Source organism: Geobacillus sp., assembly GCF_017515625.1.
Classification (GTDB): Bacteria; Bacillota; Bacilli; order Bacillales; family Anoxybacillaceae; genus Geobacillus; species Geobacillus stearothermophilus.
The window spans coordinates 1-3766 of record NZ_JAFWFM010000227.1 but is presented as its reverse complement, the minus strand read 5'-3'; the positions used below and the strand labels follow the sequence as shown (position 1 = coordinate 3766).

At 49.5% G+C, this 3766-nt stretch carries 8 protein-coding genes and 1 tRNA gene; 3 read left to right on the top strand and 6 right to left on the bottom strand.

Going from position 1 to position 3766, the window contains the following annotated elements; genetic code table 11:
- Nucleotides 1–88: 88 nt before the first annotated feature.
- On the bottom strand, nt 89–433 hold the full coding sequence (locus IKE44_RS13305; RefSeq protein WP_287466160.1) for a Uma2 family endonuclease: 345 nt from the start codon (nt 431–433) through the stop codon (nt 89–91).
- 147 nt (nt 434–580) lie between these two features.
- Between IKE44_RS13305 and IKE44_RS13300 the strand changes: the two genes are divergently transcribed.
- Nucleotides 581–1042 carry a Uma2 family endonuclease gene (locus tag IKE44_RS13300; protein ID WP_287466159.1) on the top strand — a complete coding sequence of 154 codons (462 nt, stop codon included), beginning with the start codon at nt 581–583 and terminating at the stop codon, nt 1040–1042.
- Nucleotides 1043–1409: 367 nt separating this feature from the next.
- Nucleotides 1410–1483: transfer RNA gene (locus tag IKE44_RS13295), tRNA-Pro, on the top strand.
- A gap of 152 nt (nt 1484–1635) precedes the next feature.
- Here IKE44_RS13295 and IKE44_RS13290 read toward each other — a convergent pair.
- Both IKE44_RS13290 and IKE44_RS13285 read right to left on the bottom strand, forming a co-directional pair.
- On the bottom strand, nt 1636–2022 hold the full coding sequence (locus IKE44_RS13290) for an aminotransferase class I/II-fold pyridoxal phosphate-dependent enzyme (RefSeq protein ID WP_230581419.1): 387 nt from the start codon (nt 2020–2022) through the stop codon (nt 1636–1638).
- Nucleotides 1929–2198: a PLP-dependent aminotransferase family protein gene (locus IKE44_RS13285; RefSeq protein ID WP_230581416.1), complete on the bottom strand. Its 270-nt coding sequence runs from the start codon at nt 2196–2198 to the stop codon at nt 1929–1931. Before IKE44_RS13285 ends, IKE44_RS13290 begins: the two co-directional genes overlap by 94 nt.
- 205 nt (nt 2199–2403) lie before the next feature.
- Here IKE44_RS13285 and IKE44_RS13280 point away from each other — a divergent pair, with 205 nt between their 5' ends.
- Nucleotides 2404–2586, top strand: a complete 183-nt coding sequence (locus tag IKE44_RS13280; protein WP_033017203.1) for a small acid-soluble spore protein H — start codon at nt 2404–2406, stop codon at nt 2584–2586.
- Here IKE44_RS13280 and IKE44_RS13275 read toward each other — a convergent pair.
- From IKE44_RS13275 to IKE44_RS13265, 3 genes are all read right to left on the bottom strand, one after another.
- Nucleotides 2569–2772 (bottom strand): hypothetical protein, encoded by a 204-nt coding sequence (locus IKE44_RS13275; protein ID WP_049624781.1) that lies wholly within the window; start codon nt 2770–2772, stop codon nt 2569–2571. The two genes, IKE44_RS13280 and IKE44_RS13275, sit on opposite strands and share 18 nt — an antisense overlap.
- 89 nt (nt 2773–2861) lie before the next feature.
- Nucleotides 2862–3509: an SdpI family protein gene (locus IKE44_RS13270; RefSeq protein WP_064213458.1), complete on the bottom strand. Its 648-nt coding sequence runs from the start codon at nt 3507–3509 to the stop codon at nt 2862–2864.
- Nucleotides 3496–3766 (bottom strand): autorepressor SdpR family transcription factor (locus tag IKE44_RS13265; RefSeq protein ID WP_287466156.1); only part of this gene is annotated, 271 nt, incomplete at its 5' end. The genes IKE44_RS13265 and IKE44_RS13270, both read right to left, overlap by 14 nt.

Below are 3766 nucleotides of genomic sequence, written 5' to 3'. Positions count from 1 at the left end.
GCGTACATGCGAATTTTCCTCCAATGGTTTGGTTTGGACACCTTTACCATACAGGAAAATTCGCATTTTTTTGTACCCTCTATTTTCTCTATGCACACCGATCTTCAATGATCAAGTACAACTTGTGGTGAAGAGCCATTTTGTTTTTGTCGCAGACAACGACAAGATCCGGCTCAACCCATTCGCGAATTTGTTCCGGATCATCCCGATCCGCCAAACAAACGTCGATCGGAGCGCCAAATACGGTGCATTCTTTCCCCCGCAAATATGTCGCAAATTCCACCAACAATTCACGTTGCACTGCCTGATGTTTCGGCGTCGGAGCGGGAGACATGTTGAAGACTTGGCCGTCAATGACCTCATATCGTACATCTTCGTCGAGCATCATGTATTGCGCATAGGTGAACGGCTGCCCTTTTTCCGGCATCGGCATCAAAACGGCCTCCTTTCCTCTTTTCTTTTTAGTATACTTGAACGCTGCCCGGCAACCTAGCGTTTTCTTTTTTCTCAACAACCTGTTGTAGGCAAGGGAGAACGGTTTCAAGTATAATGAAAAAGAAATGAAAAAGAGGTGAGGAGCATGCAAGAAGCCATCAACATGTCCCCGTCCCCGTCATGGGAACATCAAATCGTTTGCGACAATCTTGTTTCCATGATCAAAGGAAAAAGCCCATGTCAACCGATTTCAAACTTGTCCGTGAAACTCGAAAAGAACGGAAAAGTGATGAACGAGTTTATCCAGCCGGATGTCGCTGTCTATTGCGAACGGCCGGAAAAAATCATCGGCGGCTATAAGGAGCGGCCGCTCATCGTCATCGAAGTTGTCAGCCCGTCAACCTACAAAATCGATGTGACGCTGAAAAAAGATTTGTACTGTGCCTACGGAGTGGAAGAATACTGGATCGCCGACCCATACAACAAAACGATCCGTCAGTGCACACTCGAACATGATCGATACGCCGAGACGATCATCGCCTGCGGAGAAACGTTCGATTCTGTGATCGGAACGATTGACACCGCGCTCGTTTTCCAAGGCGTGTAGAAGACGGGGAAAACCATTCTTTTCGGCCTATCGGCAGTTTTTGTGGCGGAAGTCGAGTCGATTTTGCAAAGTTCCTCAACTTAAAAAGAGTCTCTGCTGAACAACTCGTTTCCAATCACGAGTTCTTTAGCGGGATATCTTGCATGCTTTGTCGTATAATCAATGGCGAATTCTCTGTCGCAAAAGCAGGGGCGGACAGACAGAGGAAGATACGTTCAAAGGAGCATGAAAACAGAAAAAAACAGACTTGTCAGCAACAAGGATGCCGATAGTCTTTCAACGGCATCCTTTTCCAACTCAACGCAAAATTCGCCATTGATTTTGTCCTGCTTTTCTTGTATAATCGAAAATGTCTCACCATCCATTTCGGGATGTAGCTCAGCTTGGTAGAGCACACGCATGGGGTGCGTGGGGTCGCAGGTTCAAATCCTGTCATCCCGATCGAAGGAAACCAGCCGAAAAAACGTCCGGCTGGTTTTTTTTGTTCTCTCACGCGTTTCCTCCTCGTGACGCCGTTTTTCCCTATGAAATCAATCCAATCTGCCTTCCTGCCCAAGCGATACGGTCAATCGCCATATCAATGTCTTCTTCCGTCATCGCGGCGGTGATGGAAAAGCGAATGCGCGCCGTTCCCTCAGGGACGGTCGGCGGCCGGATGGCGTCGCGGGCGGAGATTGCTTCAACAATGATTCCAGCTGATCGATGTCATTATGTCGATAGCGGAAACAGGCGGCTTTGCTCAAGCGGATGCCATCAATTAAACTCGCATGGTTCCACTCATCGCTAAAGACAAGATCATCTCGGCCAATTAACGCTGTCAACACGCCGATGTTGGCCGTGTAGCCGCTGTTGAAAATAAGAGCCGCCTCTGCTTTTTTCCATTGTTTCAACGCGGCTTCCGCCCGCTCATAGAGCGGATGATTGCCGACGACGAGCCGCGACGCGCCCGCTCCGGCCCTATATGCCTCATCGCCTCGCAGCCCGCTTCGATGAGCCGCCTATCATCCGCCAACCCTAAATAATTATTGGACGCTAAATTCAACATCGGCTTTCCGTTCAGGATGACCGTAGCGCCTGAAGCCTCTGCCCGGCGCAGCTGGCGTTTTTGCGCTTTTTGTTCCCATTCGAGCAGTTGGGCGGTTAGTTCGGTTTTCATCCCCATCCCCTTATATGTAAACTATTTGTAAAAAACAGTTTACATTAAAACGTGTGAATCGGCTAGGAAAAGATGGTCGGTTTTGTTGATTGATTATTTAGCACATTGTTTTGGAAATTATTCTTTCCGATCTCAGCCACATGCATAGTTCAATCGCACACCTGTCATACTATGCGTGTTATCGGCAAATAAGGAGGTGTTTCAGATGGATGTCCGTCGGGCGCAAGAAATCGCGTCGTCGCCGGTGATGGCAAACGTCACGTACAACGGCCAGCGCATTTACATTGAGCATGTCGACCAGCAAAAAGGCGTAGCAACGATCCACCCGCTTGACAACCCGAAGCAAAAACAAAGCGTGCCGGTCACCAGCTTAGAAGAGCATGCTTAACCGCAAAAAAGCGAGAGAAAGGAATCGCCCTTTCTCCCGCTTTTTGATTGAATCGGCCGTCAGCTCTTCCCGCTCTTTGTAGGCCTCTTGCACCGTTTGTTCCTTCATCGCTGTCCGGCCTGCCGTCCGTGTGTCGGCGGCGCGGGCCGGATGCCCGGCGCGTTGGTTGTCCGGTTTCCGTTTCATCGCCCTCCCCTCCTTCATCCCTAGCATGCCCCGAATGAGACGGGTTTACGATAGCGAAGGGGAAAGAGAGCATTCTCGCCTCAAACTATTTATGAACGGTTGCGCTGTTCTTGCTGCTCATAAAGAAACGATTGAACGATGAGATACAAATTGCCGACAACGATGATGACGAGAAACAAAACAACCCTCATCTCCCCGCGCCAAAACGCGGTGAGCATCGACAAAATCCCCATCACGATAAACACCTTGCCGCCAAGGCGGTGCGTTTTGTTCCAAACGGCCTCGCTTTCCAACGTCCACGGCGTGCGGATGCCGATAAAATAATTCGGTTTGATTTTCGGCATGTAGTTTCCCAACACGATGAACAGCACTCCGACACCAATCAGCACAAGCCGTCCAACATCAACCGGAACTCCGAGATTGTACGCCAATGTTGCGATATGCAGGAGCAAGAAAAAGAAGGCGAGCGCCGCGTTGACAATGCGATAGCTTTTTTGAAAACGGCCGTAACTTTCTTTTTTCGGGTCAAACTTCGGCAACACTCCCATCAACATGATGAGAAGTGTCATCAATAAGGGGGGAAGGAAGGCACCCAACCATTTGTTGCTGAAGCCGTCGGCTTCACCCGCTGCGTTCCAGTGAATGGCCACTTGATCCGGCAAATAAGGAATGGCAGCCAGACTGATGACATAGGCGAAAACTGTAAGCATGATCGCAAGCCGATTACTCTTCCACATGTTTCTCTTCCCTTTCGACAAAATCGTAAAACCAGCGCAGCAAATCTTGAAACACCGTCGTGTTCAGAGAGTAGTAGATATGCTGTCCCTCACGCCGGTCTTGCACCAAATCAGCCTGTTTGAGAATTTTCAAGTGATGCGAGACGCTCGGTTTTTGCATATCAAAATGCGAAGCGATCTCCCCTGCTGTCAACTCCCCGTTCCGCAACAAGGATAAAATTTTCCGGCGCGTCGGGTCGGCGATCGCTTTAAACGCT

Excerpts from the sequence above, each read along its gene's own strand:
- IKE44_RS13280 (WP_033017203.1), top strand. The coding sequence starts at position 2,404 with ATGGATGTCCGTCGGGCGCAAGAAATCGCGTCGTCGCCGGTGATGGCA.
- IKE44_RS13300 (WP_287466159.1), top strand. The coding sequence starts at position 581 with ATGCAAGAAGCCATCAACATGTCCCCGTCCCCGTCATGGGAACATCAA.
- IKE44_RS13305 (WP_287466160.1), bottom strand. The coding sequence starts at position 433 with ATGCCGATGCCGGAAAAAGGGCAGCCGTTCACCTATGCGCAATACATG.
- IKE44_RS13275 (WP_049624781.1), bottom strand. The coding sequence starts at position 2,772 with ATGAAACGGAAACCGGACAACCAACGCGCCGGGCATCCGGCCCGCGCC.
- IKE44_RS13270 (WP_064213458.1), bottom strand. The coding sequence starts at position 3,509 with ATGTGGAAGAGTAATCGGCTTGCGATCATGCTTACAGTTTTCGCCTAT.
- IKE44_RS13285 (WP_230581416.1), bottom strand. The coding sequence starts at position 2,198 with ATGAAAACCGAACTAACCGCCCAACTGCTCGAATGGGAACAAAAAGCG.